Genomic DNA, 16,975 nt, shown 5'->3' with positions numbered 1-16,975 from the left:
CCGTCGATGATCCTGCAACCCCTGAAACTGGGCGGCAGCCCTTACGACATCGGCCTGGGGCTGGGCCGCTTCGGCCACGATGCGGTGCACCGCCGCCTGCGCCCGCTGCCACTGTGGCAAAGCCTCGCGGCCCTGGCCGGCTCCGAGGCGGCGAAGGCCATGCAGGCGCAGGTCGAGGCGGACTTTCCGCGCATCTGGGAGGAACTCCGCGGCCTGGCCGATGGCCTGGCATTGCCGGTGGAGGAAGTCTTCCTGTGGAACTGCCGTGGCGATTTCGTCCGCCCGCAGAGCGTGGACGGCTGCACCACGGTATTCGGCCCCTGCGCCGACGGCTGGCTGATCGCCCACAACGAGGACGGCCTGCCGTCCCTCGATGGCGCCTGTGGCTTGCTCGAGGCAACGCCGGCGCAGGGCATGGCCTTCACCAGCTTCGTCTATCCCGGCTCGATTCCCGGTCATACCTTCGCGGTGAACGCCGCCGGGCTGGTCAGCACGGTGAACAATATCCGTCCGACCCGCATTCCGGCCGGCCTGCCGCGCCAGGTGCTGGCCCGCGCGGTGCTGGAGTGCGCCAGCCTGGAGGCGGCCGTCGACATGCTCTCGCGCACGGGCCGCGCCGGGGCCTTCCACCATACCCTCGGGCAGGTCGGCTCGGCCCATCTGCTGAGCGTCGAGGCCTGCTCGTCCGGTGTCGCGGTGCGCAAGGTGCGGCGTCTTTGCGGGCACTCCAACCACCTGCTGGATGCCGGGCTGGACGCCGCGGGGCAGCGCATCACCGGCAGCTCCGGCAGCCGCCAGCGCCGCGTCGATGTGCTCCTGGGGGATGGCGCGGGGTTGCTCGATGAGGCCCGCGCCCTGGCGATCCTGCGGGATGTCGCCGGCCCCGGGCTGCCGATCTACCGGCGCGCGGAGGACGACCCGGACGATGAGAACACCCTGGCCACCGCTGTGTTTCGCATTGGGGCGAACTCGGTAGAATGGCGCGTCTACTGCCAGCCGGACGTCCAGCACGTGGAAGCGGCTGGCAGTATCCGCCCTCATTCCGCCAACGGACCTGCCCGATGACCCAAGCGCCCGCCGCATTGCCCGATAACCTGGGAGCCCTCAAGCAGCTGCTGGAGGCTATCGAGCGTGGCGAGTCGGGTATTTCCCTGGGCGGCAGTTCGCGGCGGGTGCTGGCCGCGCTGATCGAGGCGCCGCAGCGCACCGCGGTGTCTTCGATCAGCGAGCTGTCCGAGCAGCTCGGGGTGAATGCCTCGACGTTGTCGCGCCTGGCCCAGCGTCTGGGGTATGGCGGCTTCAGCAAGTTCCAGGATGTATTCCGCCGCGAGCTGACCGAAGGCAAGAGTTTCTACAGCGACCAGGCCTCGCGCCTGTTGCTCACACCGTCCGACACCACCCTGTCTCGCCTGACCCGTCTGGGGCGGCAGGAAAGCACCAACATCGCCAGCCTGATCGAGCAGGTCGAGCCGGAGGTGTTCGCCCGCGTGGTGGAACTGCTGGCCACGGCGCGCCGTGTGCGCATCCACGGCATGCGCCAGTTCACCTCGCTGGCGCTGTTCATGTCCTACGGCCTGGGCATGCTGCGCCAGGACGTGGCGGCGCTGGACGCCAGTCGCCAGGGCGTGGCCGACGCGCTGGCGCAGCTGGATGCCGGCGATGTGCTGGTGGTCGCCAGTTGCTTCCCCTATACGCCCAGCGTGCTGGCCACCGCGGAAGTGGCCGCGCGGCATGGCATCGAGGTGGTGGCCCTCACCGACTCCTCCAGCTCACCGCTGTCGAAGGTGGCGCGGTACAGCTTCCATGTGCCCAACCACAGCCTGTTCTACAGCAACAGCATGTGCGCCTTCATGCTGCTGGCGCAGGGGCTGCTGAGCGAGGTGGCGGGGCAGTTGGGCGAAAGCGCGCTGGAATCACTGCGCCAGCGCGAAGAGCTGATCAGCGAGCTGAACGCGTCGCTCTGACGAGCCGCCTCAGGCAACCTGCGTCGTCGGCTCCAGCGGGCTTTCGCTGCGCAGGAACTGCTCCAGGCGCTCGCGCTGCCGGGCGTTGAGGAACAGGCCGAGCTTGGTGCGGCGCCAGAGGATGTCGTCGGCGTCGTGCGCCCATTCCTCGCGCACCAGGTATTCCACTTCCCGCGCATAGAGCCCGGCGCCCAGGTGTTCGCCCAGTTCGCTGAGGTTGTGCGCACCGTCCAGCAGTGTCCAGATGCGGCTGCCGTAGGTGCCGGCCCAGCGGCGGGCGAGGGCGGGGTCGAGCTGGCGCAGGCGCTCCATGAGCTGCACGGCCAGCTCTTCCACCGTGGTCATGGCTTCGCCGCCGGGCAGCGGGGCGCTGGCGGTCCAGCGGGGTTTCATGACGCCGGCAAAGTGCGGCGCCAGCTGTTCCAGCGCGGCCTCGGCGAGCTTGCGGTAGGTGGTCAGCTTGCCGCCGAACACCGACAGCAGCGGCGCTTCGCCGGGCGTATTGTCCAGGGCCAGGGTGTAGTCGCGGGTCACGGCCGACGGGTCGTCGGATTCGTCGTCGCACAGCGGGCGCACGCCGGAGAAGCTGTGCAGGATGTCCTGGCGACCCAGCTGGCGCTTGAAGTGCGCGTTGACCACGTCGAGCAGGTAGTCGGTCTCTGCTTCGCTGATGCGGATCGCCGCCGGGTCGCCCTGGTATTCGCGGTCAGTGGTGCCGATCAGGGTGAACTGGCGCAGGTAGGGGATGGCGAAGACGATACGGCGGTCCTCGTTCTGCAAGATGTAGGCCTGCTCGCCTTCGTACAGGCGCGGCACGATCAGGTGGCTGCCCTGGATCAGACGGATGCCGTAGGGCGGCTTCTGCCGCAGCTCATCGCGCAGGAAGCGGTCGACCCAGGGGCCGGCGGCGTTGACCAGCGCGCGGGCGCGCACCGAGTACAGGCTGCCGTCGCGGCGCTCCAGGTGCAGGTGCCACAGGCCCTTGCTGCGCCGGGCGCTGACGCAGCGGGTGCGCGGATGGATATGCCCGCCATGCTCGCGGGCAGCCATGGCGTTGAGTACTACCAGGCGGGCGTCGTCCACCCAGCAATCGGAGTATTCGAAGCCGCGGGTGATCTCCGCCTTCAGCGGGCTGTCGATACCGAAGCGCAGACCGCGGGACGGCGGCAGCTTCTCGCGCTTGCCCAGGTGGTCGTAGAGGAACAGGCCGGCGCGGATCATCCAGGCCGGGCGCAGGTGCGGGCGGTGGGGCAGCACGAAGCGCAGCGGATGCACGATGTGCGGCGCCTTGGCCAGCAGCACTTCGCGCTCGGCGAGGGCTTCGCGCACCAGGCGGAACTCGTAGTGTTCCAGGTAGCGCAGGCCGCCGTGGATCAGCTTGCTGCTGGCGGAGGAGGTGTGGCTGGCGAGGTCATGCTGTTCGCAAAGGAACACCGACAGCCCGCGCCCGGCGGCGTCCGCCGCGATCCCCGCACCGTTGATGCCGCCGCCGACGACGGCCAGATCATAGACTTCGGCAAGGGGCGCATGGCGCGAGCGGGTGGAGGTCATGGGAGCCGCCTTCGGGATTGAAAGTGAATATTTTGATGTTCGTTTTCGAAAATATCCTAGTTCAGTGAACGAAATATGACCAGCCCTGAGCGCGAATTCGCGCAGGTGTTCGTCTGAATGTTCGAAATTGAAACAGTGAAGGGTCAGACCAGCTCGAGCTGGACCTTGTGCTGCTGCAGCAGGCGCGCTACCGCGGCGGGCGGCGGACTGTCGGTGAAGACGCGGCTGACCAGGGCGATCGGCCCCAGGCGCACCACGGCGTTGCGCCCGAACTTGCTGGAGTCGGCGGCGAGGAACACCTGCCGGGCGTTGTCGATGATGGCGCGGGAGACGCGCACTTCCTGGTAGTCGAAGTCCAGCAGGCTGCCGTCCTCGTCGATGCCGCTGATGCCGACCACGGCGAAGTCGACGCGGAACTGTTCGATGAAGTCCACCGCCGCCTGCCCGACCACGCCGCCGTCGCCGCGCACGGTACCGCCGGCGACCAGCACTTCGAAGTCGTCCTTGCCGGCGAGGATGCTGGCGACGTGCAGGTTGTTGGTAATGACCTTGAGGTTCTTGTGGCCGAGCAGGGCGCGGGCGATGGCCTCGGTGGTGGTGCCGATGTTGATGAACAGCGAGGCGTTGTCCGGAATGTGCGCGGCGATGGCCTCGGCGATGCGCTGCTTCTCGTCGCGCATCTGGTCGGCGCGGGTGTTGTAGGCAGTGTTCTCGATGCTCGAGTCCCACGCGGCGCCGCCGTGGTAGCGGCGCAGCAGGCTCTGTTCGGCGAGCTGGTTGATGTCGCGGCGGATGGTCTGCGGGGTCACGGCGAACTGCTGGGCGAGCTCCTCGATGCTCAGGTAGCCGCGTTCGCGGACCAGATCGAGGATGCTTTGCTGTCGGGGTGGCAGGTTCATGCGCTGCGCTCGTGTAGAAGGGCCGAAGGGGAAGGATGCCGCAGCGGGACGGAGTCTGTCATGGATTTGTAGGAGCGAGCTTGCTCGCGAACCCCGCCTGACACCACTGCATCAAGCGGTTCGCGAGCAAGCTCGCTCCTACAGGAGAGCACTCAGTCTTCGGCGGCCCAGCCGCGCGTGCGCTCCACGGCTTTCTTCCATCCCGCATACAGCCGCGCACGCTCCGCCTCGTCGCAAGCCGGCTGGAACACCCGCTCGATCACCGCCTTGTTCGCAAGCTCGTCCAGGCTGCTCCAGAAACCGCAGGCCAGGCCGGCCAGCACGGCGGCGCCGAGGGCCGTGGTCTCGCGCATCTGCGGGCGCTCCACCGGGGTGCCGAGGATGTCGGCCTGGAACTGCATGAGGAAGTTGTTGGCCACCGCGCCGCCGTCCACGCGTAGGGCGCGCAGTGGCTCGCCGGCGTCCTGCTGCATGGCGTCGAGCACGTCGCGGGTCTGGTAAGCGATGGACTCCAGCGTGGCGCGGATCAGGTGGTCGGCCTTCACCCCGCGGGTCAGGCCGAACAGCGCGCCGCGGGCGTACGGGTCCCAGTAGGGCGCGCCGAGGCCGGTGAACGCGGGCACGAGGTAGACGCCATTGCTGTCCTTCACCTTGGTGGCGAAGTACTCCGAGTCGTGGGCGTCGTTGATCACCTTCAGCTCGTCGCGCAGCCACTGGACGGTGGAGCCGCCGTTGAACACGGCGCCCTCCAGCGCGTAGACCACTTCGCCGCGCGGGCCGCAGGCGATGGTGGTGAGCAGGCCGTGGGTGGACTTCACCGCCTTGGCACCGGTGTTCATCAGCAGGAAGCAGCCGGTGCCGTAGGTGTTCTTTGCCTGGCCCGGCTCCACGCACATCTGGCCGAACAGCGCGGCCTGCTGGTCGCCGGCGATCCCGGCAATCGGCGTGCGGTGCACGCCGAGGCCGCCGACCTTGGCGTGGCCATAGATCTCGGAGGAGGCGCGCACCTGCGGCAGCATCGCGCGCGGCACGTCCAGCGCGGCGAGCAGGCGCTCGTCCCAGTCTCGGGTGTGGATATTGAACATCAGGGTGCGCGAGGCGTTGGTGTAGTCGGTGACGTGCACCTCGCCTTCGGTGAGCTTCCAGATCAGCCAGCTGTCCACCGTGCCGAACAGCAGCTCGCCACGCTGGGCGCGCTCGCGGGCGCCGTCGACGTTGTCCAGAATCCACTTGAGCTTGGTGCCGGAGAAGTACGGGTCGATGACCAACCCGGTGGTGTCGCGGATGTGTTGCTCCAGGCCGTCGCGCTTGAGCTGCTCGCAGATCGCTGCGCTGCGCCGGCACTGCCAGACGATGGCGTTGTGGATCGGCCGGCCGGTCGCCTTGTCCCACACCAGGGTGGTTTCGCGCTGGTTGGTGATGCCGATGGCGGCCACCTCGGCGACGCTGATGTTGGCCTGGGCCAGGGCTTCCACCAGGGTCGAACTCTGGGTCGCCCAGATTTCCATCGGGTCGTGCTCGACCCAGCCCGGCTGCGGGTAGATCTGCGCGAACTCGCGCTGGGCCACGCTGACCACGTTGGCGTCGTGGTCGAAGATGATGGCGCGCGAGCTGGTGGTGCCCTGGTCGAGGGCGACGACGTATTTCTTGTTCGTCAGGTCGGTCATGGTGGCGGCCTTGTGCGGATTCCGTTCGGCGGTCCCGGTGGCAGGTCCGGGAGGGATTGGCGGTGAACATACGGGATTCATCCGCGTCGGTGAAGCGAACACCGTGCAGCGCGCCACACCTTGGCTTACTGTTATGCGCTGGAAAGCCGCCAGCGAGAAGCCTGCCGATCATGACCCCCGCCATCGACCTGCTGAAGAAGAACCGCGCCGAACACCACGTCCTCAGCTACGAGCACGACCCCAAGGCACCGTCCTACGGCCTGGAGGCCGCGGAGAAACTCAACCTCGACCCGGCGCGGGTGTTCAAGACGCTGCTGGCGGCGAGCGAGAAGGGTGAGTTGCTGGTGGCGGTGGTACCGGTGGCAGGCACCCTGGACCTCAAGGCGCTGGCCCATGCGGCGGGCGTGAAGAAGGCCGACATGGCCGACCCCAACGCGGCGCAGCGCGCCACCGGCTACCTGGTCGGCGGGATCAGCCCGCTGGGGCAGAAGAAGCGCCTGCGCACCTTTATCGACGAGTCCGCCCAGGGGTACCCGACCATCCATGTCAGTGCCGGGCGGCGCGGGCTGGAGGTGGAACTGAGCGCCGAGACCCTGGCCGGGCTGACTGCGGCGACGTTCGCGCCTATCGGGCGGCCCTGAGGGTTTGGGTAGGAGCGCTCTTCTGATTGGTCCGTGCCAGGCTGTGCCCTCACCCCAACCCTCTCCCGGAGGGAGAGGGGGTAGATCGTGCCGGCTGAAGCTACGGTTTCAGCCTATAGCGAACCAGTCCCCTCTCCCTTCAGGGAGAGGGTTAGGGAGAGGGAAACCCAAGCACTGACTTTCAGATGAGGGCAGGTGCACCTGGAGGCTGACTCAGAGGGACTGTGTGGTCCCTACTGTACGGTTCGCCGCCCGTCGGCTTCTGTCATGCTCGGCCATCACTCACAAGGAGATTGTCATGCTGCTCGACTTCCACCAGGTGGACGCCTTCACCGACCGTCCCTTCGCCGGCAACCCGGCCATGGTCTACCGTCTCGACGCCTGGCTGAGCGACGAGCTGATGCAGAAGATTGCCGCCGAGCACAACCTGTCGGAGACCGCCTTCCTGGTGAAGGAACCCGAGGGCTGGCGCATCCGCTGGTTCACCCCGACCGCCGAGGTGCCGCTGTGTGGCCACGCCACCCTGGCCAGCGCCCATGTGCTGTTCAACTTGTTCGAGGAGCCGGGCGAGGTGCTGGAACTGAACTCTCTGTCCGGCCCGCTGCGGGTGACGCGCGAGGAGGGCCGGCTGGCGCTGGACTTCCCGGCCCAGCCGCCGAGCGAAACCGGCGCCACCGTGGAGCTGGCGACCGCGCTGGGGGTGGATGTGGTCGATGCGCTGAGCAACGCCTCGCACCTGCTGGCGCTGCTGGAATCCGAACAGGCCGTGCGCGACTGCAAGCCGGACTTCGCCGCCCTGGCGCGTTTGCCCTACCTGGGCGTGATCGTCACCGCACGCAGCGATCACTACGACTTCGTCTCGCGCTTTTTCGCCCCGGCCATCGGCCTCAACGAAGACCCAGTGACCGGTGCCGCCCACTGCAGCCTGATCCCCTACTGGTCGGGCCGCCTGAACAAACTGCAGATGCGCGCCTTCCAGTGCTCCGAGCGCGGCGGCGAGCTGTGGTGCCGCCTGGAGGACGACCGCGTGAGCATCGCCGGTTACGCCCGTCTGGTGGCCAGCGGCCATCTGCTGGTTGGTTGACATGTGACGGGGGCGCTGCCAGCTCCCCAGCCTAGGCTAGTCTCCTTTGGCCGCCGTGCTGCCCTGGCGCGGCGCGCAGATACGGAGGCAGGCCCATGGCAATCCTGGTCATCGCTGACTACCACACCCACACCGGCGCCGCCGTCCTCGCGCCGGCAACTTTGAATGCCCTGGCCGCCGCCGGGCAGATCGGTGGCGAGGTGCATCTGCTGCTGGCCGGCAGCGGCCTTGCGCACCTGGCGGAGCAGGCGCGGCAGATCGTCGGCGTCGCTCGCGTGCTGCAGGTGGACGATCCCGCCTACGACCATCTGCTGGCGGAAAACCTCTCCGCCCTGGTGGTGCGGCTTGCCCCTGGCTACAGCCACCTGCTGGCGCCCGCGACCGCCATGGGGCGCGACTGCCTGCCGCGCATCGCCGCGTTGCTGGACGTGGATGCGGTCTCCGACGTCACCGCCGTGATCGACCGCGAGACCTTCCAGCGCCCGATCTACGCCGGCAACGCCATTGCCACCGTACGCTGCGAGGGGCCGATCACGGTGCTGGGCATTCGCCCCACGGCCTTCGACCCGGTTGCCACGCAAGGGGGCAGCGCCGACCTGGTACGACTCGATGGGGCCGGGGAGCTGGCGCTGTCGGCCTGGCAGGGGGAGGAGCATCCGGCGTTCGAGCGGCCCGCGCTGGAGTCGGCCAAGGTCATCGTCGCCGGTGGCCGCGGCCTGCAGACGGCCGAGGGATTCGCCGCGCTCTACCCCTTGGCGGATCGCCTGCACGGTGCCGTGGGCGCGTCACTGGCGGCGGTGGATGCGGGCTTCGCGCCGGCGGAGCTGCAGATCGGCCAGTCCGGGCGCATCGTCGCGCCCCAGTTGTACCTGGCCGTGGGGATTTCCGGCGCGGTGCAACATGTGGCGGGAATGAAGGACGCGAAGGTCATCGCCGCGATCAACCTCGACCCGGACGCGCCGATCTTCGAGATCGCCGACTATGGCCTGCAAGCCGACTTGTTCGAGGTGCTGCCGGCCCTGCTGCGCGAGCTGGACCGCGTGCTCGACTAGAGCGCCACGCTGCCCTGGGCCGGGAACAGGACCAGGTGCTCGGCGGCCACGCCGATGCTGACTTCGTCGCCGGGCTGGTGGTCGGCATGGCTGGGGAACAGTGATTCCAGCTGGGTGCCGGTGGGCAGCTGCAGGCGATACAGCGTCGCGGCGCCGAGGAAGGACTTGCCGACGATCCTTGCCTTCAGCGCGCCATCGGCGCTGGGCACCAGGTCGTCCGGGCGCAGCAGCACATCCACCGCGCTGCCGTCGGGCAGGCTGTAGGCGCGATTGCCACGCAGCAGGCCCAGTTCGGTCTGCACCGCATCGCTCCCGCGCATCTGTCCGCGAATGAAATAGCCCTGGCCGACGAAGCTGGCGACAAAGGGCGTCTGCGGCTCGTGGTAGAGGTTGAACGGAGTGTCCCACTGCTCCAGCACGCCCTGGCGGAACACGCCGACGTGATCGCTGACGGCGAAGGCTTCTTCCTGGTCATGGGTGACCAGGATGGCGCTGGTGCCGCGCGCCTTGAGGATGTCGCGCACCTCGTGGCTGAGCTGGCGGCGCAGCTCCACGTCGAGGTTGGAAAAGGGTTCGTCCAGCAGCAGCAGTTGCGGCTGCGGCGCCAGCGCGCGAGCCAGGGCCACGCGCTGCTGCTGGCCGCCGGAAAGCTCATGGGGGAAGCGCCGGCCGAGGCCGTCGAGCTTCACCAGCTCCAGCAGTTCGCTGACGATGCGCTCGCGCTCGGGGTGCTTGCGGATGCCGAAGGCGATGTTGTCCGCCACGCACAGGTGTGGGAACAGCGCATAGTCCTGGAACACCATGCCGATCCGGCGTTTCTCCGGCGACAGGGTGAAGCCGGGGCGGGAAATCACCTCGCCGGCCAACTCGATGCGGCCGCCCTGCACCGGCTCGAAACCGGCGATGGCGCGCAGGGTGGTGGTCTTGCCGCAGCCGGAGGGGCCGAGCAGGCAGCCGATGTCGCCGGCGTTCAGGTGCAGGCTGACGCCTTGCACCACTCGCTGCTGTTCATAGCCACAGGAAAGATCGTCGAGGTTGAGCAGCAGCGGTTGGGTCATTGAACGTAGAACCTGTTCAGAATCTCGCCGAGCGCAGTCCGGGCTAGGCGGAATCAGGTAAAAAAGCGCAGTTTACGCCTGCTGAATGAGCATTTTTTACCTGATTCCAACGCCGCCCGGGCCAGCGCAGGCAGATGATGGGCAGGCTCTCAGGCGTAGTGGGCGTGCTCGACCAGCAGTTCGAGCAGCGCCTTCTGGGCGTGGAGACGGTTTTCCGCCTGGTCCCAGGCCACCGAGCGCGCGTCGTCCAGCAGGTCTTCGCTGATCTCTTCGCCGCGGTGGGCCGGCAGGCAGTGCATGAATAGTACATCTGCCGCCGCGCCATCGAGCAGCGCACGTGTTACCTGATATGGCTGGAACAGGCGCAGGCGTGCGGCCGCTTCGTCTTCCTGGCCCATGGAGGCCCAGACGTCGGTGCTCACCAGGTGGGCGCCGGCCACCGCTTCGCGCGGGTCGCGGAAGATCTTCACGCGCTCGCCGGCCTGCGCCATCAGCGCGGCGTTCGGCTCGTAGCCTTCCGGGCAGGCCACGTTCAGCTGGAAGTCGAAGCGGATTGCCGCTTCGATGTAGCTGTTGCACATGTTGTTGCCATCGCCGATCCAGGCCACGGTCTTGCCGGCGATGCTGCCGCGGTGCTCATGGAAGGTCTGCATGTCGGCCAGCAACTGGCAGGGGTGCAGGTCGTCCGACAGGCCGTTGATCACCGGCACGCGCGAGTTCTCGGAGAATTCGATCAGGTTGCTGTGGGCGAAGGTGCGGATCATCACCGCATCGACCATCCGCGACATCACCCGTGCGGCGTCGGCGATCGGCTCGCCGCGGCCCAGCTGGGTGTCGCGCGGGGAGAGGAAGATGGCCTGGCCGCCGAGCTGGATCATGCCGGCTTCGAAGGAAATCCGCGTCCGGGTCGAGGCCTTCTCGAAGATCATGCCCAGCACGCGATTCTTCAGCGGTTCGTAGAGCACGCCTCGGTCTCGCAGGCCCTTCAGCTCGGTGGCGCGGCGGATCAGACCGAGCAGTTCGTCGGTCGTGTAATCCAGCATCGAGAGGAAGTGACGTGCGCTCATGGTTCGTACCTACTACTTATTCTCAGAATCAGGCCGAGGTACCGACCGGCTTTCGTGAGAAAAAACGGGCTGAACCTGCGGCGGGACCGCATGGAGCGGAAAATGGGGGAAGGCGCGATCCTATAAGGAAATGACGGATATACGCAAGTTTAGCCCCAAGGCCCCGTCGGCCGGGCATTCTCCATGGTCGTTCCTGATGCCCGGGGATTCACCCGACAGAAGCTGGTGGTGCGAATCCGGGCCACGTTCCATAGTGCTCTGCGACCCCACGACCAGCGCCACGAGCGGCTGGCGACAACAACAACGAGGCGAGCCATGAGCAAGACTCTCCACCACCGTGCGTGCCATCTCTGCGAGGCCATCTGCGGCCTGACCATCGAGACCGAGGATGACCGTATCCTCTCGATCAAGGGCGATGCTCAGGACAGCTTCAGCCGCGGCCACGTCTGCCCCAAGGCAGTGGCGCTGCAGGATATCCAGAACGATCCGGACCGCCTGCGCCAGCCGGTGCGCCGGGTCGGTAACGAATGGCTGCCGATTGGCTGGGACGAGGCCTTCGAGCTGGTCGCCACGCGCCTGGCGGACATCCGCGAGCGCCATGGCAGCAATGCCGTGGCGGTGTACCAGGGCAACCCCAGCGTGCACAACTACGGGCTGATGACCCACAGCAATTACTTCCTCGGCCAGCTGAAAACTCGCAATCGTTATTCGGCCACGTCCGTCGATCAGCTTCCGCACCACCTGGTCAGCCAGCAGATGTTCGGCCACGGGCTGCTGATACCGATCCCTGACATCGATCACACCGACTTCATGCTGATCCTGGGCGGCAACCCACTGGCCTCCAATGGCAGCATCATGACCGTGCCGGATGTGGAGAAACGCCTGAAGGCGGTGAAGGCGCGCGGCGGCAGGCTGGTGGTGGTCGACCCGCGCCGCACCGAAACGGCGGCCATCGCCGACCAGCACCTGTTCGTCCGCCCCGGCGAGGACGCGGCGCTGCTGCTGGGCATCCTCGACACGCTGCTCAGCGAGGGGTTGACCCGCGACACCGGGCTGCCGGTGAACGGCCTGGAGGACGTGCGCAAGGCGCTGGCGCCGTTCACGGTCGATGCCATGGCCGCGCGCTGCGGTGTGCCGGCCGACCAGATTCGCCAACTGGCGCGGGACTTCGCCGCCGCCGACAAAGCCGTCTGCTACGGACGCATGGGCGTTTCCACGCAGGTGTTCGGCAGCCTCTGCCAGTGGCTGGTGCAGCTGATCAACCTGCTCACCGGCAACCTCGACCGCGTCGGTGGCACCCTGTGCACCACGCCGGCGGTGGACCTGGTGGCGACTACCGCGGGCGGCGCCTTCAACCGCTGGCAGAGCCGCGTGTCCGGTCTGCCGGAGTACGGCGGCGAGCTGCCGGTGGCGGCGCTGGCCGAGGAGATGCTCACCGAAGGCGAGGGGCAGGTGCGCGCCCTGGTGACGGTCGCCGGCAATCCGGTGCTGTCCACGCCCAATGGCCGGCGCCTGGAGCAGGCGCTGGACGGCCTGGAGTTCATGCTCAGCGTCGACCTGTACATCAACGAAACCACGCGTTACGCCGACCTGATCCTGCCGCCCACCGCGCCGCTGGAGCACGATCACTACGACACCACTTTCAACGTCTTCGCGGTGCGCAATGTCACCCGCTTCAACGAGGCGGTCCTGCCCAAGCCTGACGGCGCATTGCACGACTGGGAAATCTTCGTCGGCCTGGCCAAGGCCTACGCCGCGCGCCTGGGCGCAGAGCTCAAGCCGACCATGGCGCCCGAGCAGATGATCGAGATGGGCTTGCGCTTCGGCCCCTACGGCGATGCCAGCGAGCACAAGCTCAACCTGGCGCGGCTGCGCGAGCACCCTCACGGGCTGGACCTCGGCCCGCTGCAACCGAACCTGGCGCCGCGCCTGAAGACCGCCAGCCGTCGCATCGAGGCGGCGCCGGAGATCTTCCTCAATGACCTGCGCCGCTTCGCCGATACCCCCTCGCCGGCGCACGACCAACTGCTGCTGATCGGTCGCCGCCATGTGCGCAGCAACAACTCGTGGATGCACAACTATCACCGCCTGGTGAAGGGCAAACCGCGCCACCAATTGCTGATGCACCCGCAGGACCTGGCTGCGCGCGGATTGGTGGATGGGCAAAAGGTTCGCGTGCGCTCGCGGGTCGGCAGCATCGAGATCGAGGTGGCCGCCAGCGACGACGTGATGGCCGGGGTGGTCAGCCTGCCCCATGGCTGGGGCCACGGGCGGCCGGGCGTGCAGCTGTCCATTGCCCGCGAGCAGGGCGGTGCCAGCGCCAACGACCTGACCGACGAGCGCCACCTGGATGCGCTCTCCGGCAACACCGCTCTCAACGGTGTGCCGGTGGAAGTCGAAGCGGCCTGACGAGCTGACGCGCGTCACCTGCAAAGCCGAGCGTAGTGCTCGGCTTTGCAGTACAATGCGCGGTACCGTGCCGGCCAATGCCCACCGTGGCGCCTGCCGGATCAGTATCTGATCGTTCAGCCGAGGAAGTTCATGGATATCATCGATACCATCAAAGAGCAGATCGCCAACAACCCTGTCCTGCTGTACATGAAGGGTTCGCCGAACGCTCCCCAGTGCGGTTTCTCGTCCCGCGCCGCGCAGGTTCTGATGGCTTGCGGCGAGAAGTTCGCCTACGTCGACATCCTGCAGAACCCGGAAATCCGCGCCAACCTGCCCAAGTACGCCAACTGGCCGACCTTCCCGCAACTGTGGGTTGGCGGTGAGCTGGTCGGCGGCAGCGACATCCTGGCCGAGATGTTCGAAAAGGGTGAGCTGCAACCGCTGATCAAGGAAGCCGTAGGCAAGGCCAACGCCTGAGTCTTTCGTGCTGTTGCACAAAGCCCCGCCTTGGCGGGGCTTTGTTTTTGGGAAGAAACAAAGATGACTGAACAGACGCGGGCCAACGCCGCGCGCTGGGCGTGCGGATACTGCTTCGCCATGGGCGGGATGGTCCATGGCAGCGTGATGGGGCGCGTGCCGGCGCTCAAGAGCATGACCGGGGTGGACGAGCAGCAACTGGGCCAGGCCCTGCTGGGCGCGGGCTTCGGTGCGCTGCTGGCATTCGCCTTTGCCGGTGCGCTGGTGCGCCGCTACGGCAGTCGGGCGATCACCCTCATTTCGGGGCTGGCGCTGATGGCGACCTTCCCGCTGCTGGGGCTGGCGCAGGACGTGTGGGTGTTGGCGGCGGGCTTCCTCGCCGTCGGCCTGACCTTCGCGACCATGGACGTGGCCATGAATACCCAGGCGGTGGAAGTCGAGCGGCGCCTCGGTCGCCCGTGCATCTCCAGCCTGCATGGCATGTACAGCCTGGGCGGCCTGGTGGGAGCCGTGGGCGCGGCGGCCTTTGCCGACCTGGCACCGATCTGGCACTTCAGCCTGCTGGCGCTGATCGCGGTGGCGATCCTGCCGTTCTTCGCCCGTCATCTGTTCGAGGGCCGTCCGGAGCCCAAGGAGGAGGAGGCGCCAGCCCGACGTGGCTGGCGCCTGCCGCCGCCGGCGCTGATGGGCCTGGGGCTGCTGACGCTGTGTGCGTTCGTCTCGGAAGGGGCGGTCGCCGACTGGGGCGCCTTGCTGCTGCACCAGGTGCTGGGTGCGTCCGAACGCCTCGCGGCGCTGGGCTTCGCCGCTTTCTCCGCGACCATGGTGCTGGGCAGGCTGTTTGGCGACCGTCTGCGGGTGCGCTTCGCCGACGAGGCGCTGGTGCGCAACCTGGCACTGCTGGCCATCGTGGGCATGCTGCTGGCGCTGTTCAGCCCTTGGGTCGTGGGCGCGATTGCCGGGTTTGCCCTGGTGGGGGCGGGACTGTCGGTGGTGGTGCCGATCCTGATCGGCGCGGCGGGCAACCGTCCGGGCGTCGAACCCTCGCGCGGCGTGGCGGCGGTGGCGTCGTTCGGCTATGGCGGCTTGCTGATGGGCCCGCCGCTGATCGGCTTCCTAGCCGAGCACGTGGGCTTGCGCCTGGCGTTGCTGGTGGTGGTGGGGCTGTGCGCCGGGCTGGTGCTGAAGGCGTCACTGGTGCGTCGTCCGCCGAAGGCGAACGCCTAGAAGGGAAGGGCACCGGCGTCCACAACAGCGCCGGTGCCCCGTTCCTGATCAGTCGTCTTCGTGCATGTGCGACTGCAGGTAGTTTTCCAGACCGACTTTCTGGATCAGGCCCAGCTGGGTTTCCAGGTAGTCGATGTGCTCTTCCTCGGACTCGAGGATGTCCTTGAGCAGGTCGCGGCTGACGTAGTCATGCACGCTTTCGCAATGCACGATCGCTTCCCGCAGGTCCTTGCAGGCCTTGAGTTCCAGGTTCAGGTCGCATTGCAGCATTTCCTGAGTATTCTCGCCGATCAGCAGCTTGCCCAGGTCCTGCAGGTTGGGCAGGCCTTCCAGGAACAGGATGCGCTCGATGAGCTTGTCGGCGTGCTTCATCTCATCGATGGACTCGTGGTACTCGTGCGCGCCGAGGCGCTTGAGGCCCCAGTCGTTCCACATGCGCGAGTGCAGGAAGTACTGGTTGATGGCGATCAGCTCGTTGCCGAGGATCTTGTTCAGATGCTGGATGACTTTCTTGTCGCCTTTCATGCCGGGGTCCTGCCGTGTGGAGTGGGAGAGAGTGAAATTCTCGCCACCTTATAACCATGTGTCAAATATAAGTCATTGAATTTGTTATAAAAAGGAATATGAATGCGAATGTTTTCATTCCGCAACTTGGCGCTAACCACCTGAATTACAGACATAAAAAAACCGGGCAGGGGCCCGGTTTCTTCGCAAAGGCGGCTGAATCGATCAGCGGTCTTCTTTCTCAACCCGCCGCGTAGGCCAGGTTGTAGTTCATCGCCTGGGCGCTCTGCAGCTCGCCGAGGGTCTCGCGAACCACCTGTTTGGCCAGGCAGGCGCACTTGCCGCACTGGGTGCCGACGCCGGTGCATTCGCGCACTTCGCGATAGTTGCAGGCGCCGTCGTAGATCGCATCGCGGATCTGGGTATCGGTAACACCGTTGCAGAGGCAGACGTACATGGTTGCACTACAGTCGCTGTGGGGTTGTTGGAAGCGATACTAATAATAATGAGAATGATTGTCAAAATTTGTGCGGGTCACTTTTGGCGGTCTCCGATAAATGGTTGATCGCTCAGTGGCTTAGCGCTGAAACCCGCATGGATGAAGGCGTGGCGTGTTGCGGTGTATGATGACTGCCCCACTGAGCGGCAGCCCTTCAAGCCCGGCAGTTTCGACCGGGCAGCAGGCTTTTCGCTCCCTAGCGCCTCACCATCAAGGAGAAGGAAATGAGCGTACTCGTAGGTAAGAAAGCTCCCGATTTCAATGTGGCCGCCGTGCTGGGCACCGGCGAGATCGTCGACAGCTTCGTGCTGTCCGAAGCCATCAAGGGCAAGTACGGCCTGGTGTTCTTCTACCCGCTGGACTTCACCTTCGTCTGCCCGTCCGAGCTGATCGCCCTGGACCACCGCATCCCTGAATTCCAGGCGCGCAACGTCGAAGTGATCGGCGTCTCCATCGACTCCCACTTCACCCACAACGCCTGGCGCAACACCCCGGTGGACAAGGGCGGCATCGGCCCGGTCAAGTACACCCTGGCCGCCGACATCACCCACGAAATCGCCAAGGCCTACGACGTTGAATCCGAAGGTGGCGTGGCCTTCCGTGGCGCCTTCCTGATCGACCAGAACGGCGTAGTGCGTTCGCAGATCGTCAACGACCTGCCGCTGGGCCGTAACATGGACGAGCTGCTGCGCCTGGTCGACGCCCTGCAGTTCACCGAGGAGCACGGCGAAGTCTGCCCGGCCAACTGGAAGAAGGGCGACAAGGGCATGACCGCTTCGCCCGAAGGCGTCGCCGCCTACCTGGCCGAGAACGCCGGCAAGCTGTAAGGCTGCCAGTGCATGAAGGAGCCCCGCCCAGGCGGGGCTTTTTTATGGCTCTTCGTAGGAGCGAGCT

General features: G+C 66.7%; 16 protein-coding genes. 9 read left to right on the top strand and 7 right to left on the bottom strand.

Annotated elements, in window-relative coordinates; translation table 11 throughout:
- Nucleotides 1–6: 6 nt before the first annotated feature.
- Nucleotides 7–1,065: a C45 family autoproteolytic acyltransferase/hydolase gene (locus N0B71_RS01775; protein ID WP_259756864.1), complete on the top strand. Its 1,059-nt coding sequence runs from the start codon at nt 7–9 to the stop codon at nt 1,063–1,065.
- Complete coding sequence (locus tag N0B71_RS01770) at nt 1,062–1,964, top strand: MurR/RpiR family transcriptional regulator (protein ID WP_259756862.1); 903 nt, start codon at nt 1,062–1,064, stop codon at nt 1,962–1,964. Before N0B71_RS01775 ends, N0B71_RS01770 begins: the two co-directional genes overlap by 4 nt.
- A 9-nt stretch (nt 1,965–1,973) precedes the next feature.
- On the opposite strand, the gene glpD is transcribed toward N0B71_RS01770, so the two are convergent.
- The 3 genes from glpD to glpK all read right to left on the bottom strand — a co-directional run bounded on the left by glpD (nt 1,974) and on the right by glpK (nt 6,081).
- Nucleotides 1,974–3,515, bottom strand: a complete 1,542-nt coding sequence (gene glpD, locus N0B71_RS01765; RefSeq protein ID WP_259756861.1) for a glycerol-3-phosphate dehydrogenase — start codon at nt 3,513–3,515, stop codon at nt 1,974–1,976.
- A gap of 143 nt (nt 3,516–3,658) precedes the next feature.
- On the bottom strand, nt 3,659–4,414 hold the full coding sequence (locus tag N0B71_RS01760) for a DeoR/GlpR family transcriptional regulator (RefSeq protein ID WP_259756860.1): 756 nt from the start codon (nt 4,412–4,414) through the stop codon (nt 3,659–3,661).
- Nucleotides 4,415–4,566: 152 nt separating this feature from the next.
- Entirely contained in the window at nt 4,567–6,081 is a 1,515-nt protein-coding gene (gene glpK, locus N0B71_RS01755) for a glycerol kinase GlpK (protein ID WP_259756858.1), read from the bottom strand.
- 170 nt (nt 6,082–6,251) lie between these two features.
- On the opposite strand from glpK, the gene ybaK reads away from it, so the two are divergent.
- The 3 genes from ybaK to N0B71_RS01740 all read left to right on the top strand — a co-directional run bounded on the left by ybaK (nt 6,252) and on the right by N0B71_RS01740 (nt 8,858).
- Complete coding sequence (ybaK, locus tag N0B71_RS01750; protein ID WP_259756857.1) at nt 6,252–6,722, top strand: Cys-tRNA(Pro) deacylase; 471 nt, start codon at nt 6,252–6,254, stop codon at nt 6,720–6,722.
- A gap of 298 nt (nt 6,723–7,020) precedes the next feature.
- Nucleotides 7,021–7,806 carry a PhzF family phenazine biosynthesis protein gene (locus N0B71_RS01745; protein WP_259756856.1) on the top strand — a complete coding sequence of 262 codons (786 nt, stop codon included), beginning with the start codon at nt 7,021–7,023 and terminating at the stop codon, nt 7,804–7,806.
- Nucleotides 7,807–7,901: 95 nt separating this feature from the next.
- Complete coding sequence (locus N0B71_RS01740) at nt 7,902–8,858, top strand: electron transfer flavoprotein subunit alpha/FixB family protein (RefSeq protein ID WP_259756854.1); 957 nt, start codon at nt 7,902–7,904, stop codon at nt 8,856–8,858.
- Here the strand turns inward: N0B71_RS01740 and N0B71_RS01735 are convergent.
- Both N0B71_RS01735 and argF read right to left on the bottom strand, forming a co-directional pair.
- Nucleotides 8,855–9,916 (bottom strand): ABC transporter ATP-binding protein, encoded by a 1,062-nt coding sequence (locus N0B71_RS01735; RefSeq protein ID WP_259756853.1) that lies wholly within the window; start codon nt 9,914–9,916, stop codon nt 8,855–8,857. The genes N0B71_RS01740 and N0B71_RS01735 overlap by 4 nt on opposite strands.
- 149 nt (nt 9,917–10,065) lie before the next feature.
- A complete protein-coding gene (gene argF, locus N0B71_RS01730; protein WP_259756851.1) occupies nt 10,066–10,983 on the bottom strand; it encodes an ornithine carbamoyltransferase in 918 nt (305 codons plus the stop codon).
- 315 nt (nt 10,984–11,298) lie between these two features.
- On the opposite strand from argF, the gene N0B71_RS01725 reads away from it, so the two are divergent.
- From N0B71_RS01725 to N0B71_RS01715, 3 genes are all read left to right on the top strand, one after another.
- Nucleotides 11,299–13,392 carry a molybdopterin oxidoreductase family protein gene (locus N0B71_RS01725; RefSeq protein WP_259756849.1) on the top strand — a complete coding sequence of 698 codons (2,094 nt, stop codon included), beginning with the start codon at nt 11,299–11,301 and terminating at the stop codon, nt 13,390–13,392.
- Between the two features lie 132 nt (nt 13,393–13,524).
- Nucleotides 13,525–13,851, top strand: coding sequence for a Grx4 family monothiol glutaredoxin (gene grxD / locus N0B71_RS01720; protein ID WP_259756848.1), 327 nt, complete (start codon nt 13,525–13,527; stop codon nt 13,849–13,851).
- A 63-nt stretch (nt 13,852–13,914) separates the two neighbouring features.
- Entirely contained in the window at nt 13,915–15,078 is a 1,164-nt protein-coding gene (locus N0B71_RS01715) for an MFS transporter (RefSeq protein ID WP_259756847.1), read from the top strand.
- Nucleotides 15,079–15,126: 48 nt separating this feature from the next.
- On the opposite strand, the gene bfrB is transcribed toward N0B71_RS01715, so the two are convergent.
- Nucleotides 15,127–15,603 carry a bacterioferritin BfrB gene (gene bfrB / locus N0B71_RS01710; protein WP_259756845.1) on the bottom strand — a complete coding sequence of 159 codons (477 nt, stop codon included), beginning with the start codon at nt 15,601–15,603 and terminating at the stop codon, nt 15,127–15,129.
- A 220-nt stretch (nt 15,604–15,823) separates the two neighbouring features.
- Nucleotides 15,824–16,039: a bacterioferritin-associated ferredoxin gene (locus tag N0B71_RS01705; protein ID WP_192435091.1), complete on the bottom strand. Its 216-nt coding sequence runs from the start codon at nt 16,037–16,039 to the stop codon at nt 15,824–15,826.
- 266 nt (nt 16,040–16,305) lie between these two features.
- On the opposite strand from N0B71_RS01705, the gene N0B71_RS01700 reads away from it, so the two are divergent.
- Nucleotides 16,306–16,908 (top strand): peroxiredoxin, encoded by a 603-nt coding sequence (locus tag N0B71_RS01700; RefSeq protein WP_259756841.1) that lies wholly within the window; start codon nt 16,306–16,308, stop codon nt 16,906–16,908.
- Nucleotides 16,909–16,975 lie beyond the last annotated feature (67 nt).

Origin of the sequence: Pseudomonas sp. GCEP-101 (assembly GCF_025133575.1) — a bacterium.
GTDB lineage: Bacteria > Pseudomonadota > Gammaproteobacteria > Pseudomonadales > Pseudomonadaceae > Pseudomonas > Pseudomonas nitroreducens_B.
This window is presented reverse-complemented; position numbering and strand designations above follow the sequence as displayed.

Bases quoted from the DNA above. Each gene is read 5' to 3' on its own strand.
- N0B71_RS01775 (WP_259756864.1), top strand. From the start codon at position 7: ATGATCCTGCAACCCCTGAAACTGGGCGGCAGCCCTTACGACATCGGC.
- N0B71_RS01770 (WP_259756862.1), top strand. From the start codon at position 1,062: ATGACCCAAGCGCCCGCCGCATTGCCCGATAACCTGGGAGCCCTCAAG.
- glpD (WP_259756861.1), bottom strand. From the start codon at position 3,515: ATGACCTCCACCCGCTCGCGCCATGCGCCCCTTGCCGAAGTCTATGAT.
- N0B71_RS01760 (WP_259756860.1), bottom strand. From the start codon at position 4,414: ATGAACCTGCCACCCCGACAGCAAAGCATCCTCGATCTGGTCCGCGAA.
- glpK (WP_259756858.1), bottom strand. From the start codon at position 6,081: ATGACCGACCTGACGAACAAGAAATACGTCGTCGCCCTCGACCAGGGC.
- ybaK (WP_259756857.1), top strand. From the start codon at position 6,252: ATGACCCCCGCCATCGACCTGCTGAAGAAGAACCGCGCCGAACACCAC.
- N0B71_RS01745 (WP_259756856.1), top strand. From the start codon at position 7,021: ATGCTGCTCGACTTCCACCAGGTGGACGCCTTCACCGACCGTCCCTTC.
- N0B71_RS01740 (WP_259756854.1), top strand. From the start codon at position 7,902: ATGGCAATCCTGGTCATCGCTGACTACCACACCCACACCGGCGCCGCC.
- N0B71_RS01735 (WP_259756853.1), bottom strand. From the start codon at position 9,916: ATGACCCAACCGCTGCTGCTCAACCTCGACGATCTTTCCTGTGGCTAT.
- argF (WP_259756851.1), bottom strand. From the start codon at position 10,983: ATGAGCGCACGTCACTTCCTCTCGATGCTGGATTACACGACCGACGAA.
- N0B71_RS01725 (WP_259756849.1), top strand. From the start codon at position 11,299: ATGAGCAAGACTCTCCACCACCGTGCGTGCCATCTCTGCGAGGCCATC.
- grxD (WP_259756848.1), top strand. From the start codon at position 13,525: ATGGATATCATCGATACCATCAAAGAGCAGATCGCCAACAACCCTGTC.
- N0B71_RS01715 (WP_259756847.1), top strand. From the start codon at position 13,915: ATGACTGAACAGACGCGGGCCAACGCCGCGCGCTGGGCGTGCGGATAC.
- bfrB (WP_259756845.1), bottom strand. From the start codon at position 15,603: ATGAAAGGCGACAAGAAAGTCATCCAGCATCTGAACAAGATCCTCGGC.
- N0B71_RS01705 (WP_192435091.1), bottom strand. From the start codon at position 16,039: ATGTACGTCTGCCTCTGCAACGGTGTTACCGATACCCAGATCCGCGAT.
- N0B71_RS01700 (WP_259756841.1), top strand. From the start codon at position 16,306: ATGAGCGTACTCGTAGGTAAGAAAGCTCCCGATTTCAATGTGGCCGCC.